This window comes from Pollutibacter soli (assembly GCA_029269725.1).
Lineage (GTDB): Bacteria > Bacteroidota > Bacteroidia > Chitinophagales > Chitinophagaceae > Pollutibacter > Pollutibacter soli.
The window spans coordinates 1-520 of the sequence record JARJHS010000033.1 but is presented as its reverse complement, the minus strand read 5'-3'; the positions used below and the strand labels follow the sequence as shown (position 1 = coordinate 520).

The 520-nt window shown below is 45.0% G+C and carries 1 pseudogene; it reads right to left on the bottom strand.

The window, feature by feature from the left end:
* Positions 1-112 precede the first annotated feature (112 nt).
* Positions 113-520 (bottom strand): annotated as a pseudogene (locus tag P2W82_RS24725) (hypothetical protein); the annotation flags it as partial.

Genomic DNA, 520 nt, shown 5'->3' with positions numbered 1-520 from the left:
GCTCCACGTTTCTTCAAACGCACAAATTGTCCGACAACATCCAGTATATCGGCACGGTTCAATACTTCCTGTATGGAGCTCTGGGAGATCACGAAGCGAAATTATCTCTTTTTCACGGGGTTATCACGGTTGAAAACCGCACCCGCTCACGTTTTTTGCTAAATACATGCCAGTTCCCATCATATTCCAGCCGTGCGGGTATTAAACGCTTACCCACCTGCTGCGTTCGCACCTTGATATTTACATCGAAATCATATAATCCCGCCTTGTATGAGAGAGAATAATCCCGGGCCAGGATGGTATAATCGCTTTTGCGAAACCAGGTGATAAGATCATTGTACACCACGTCATCAGCATATTCTTTTTTGGGAATCGCACGAAACACATAACAATCTTCGCCATTATATTCGTCAGAACTCAATTTAAAATCATACATCTTCGCCACATCCGGCTCAAAAATAGCCGCCTTATCACCCATCAGAGGCACACCAGACACTTTACTCCCGGGACTGAACATCAG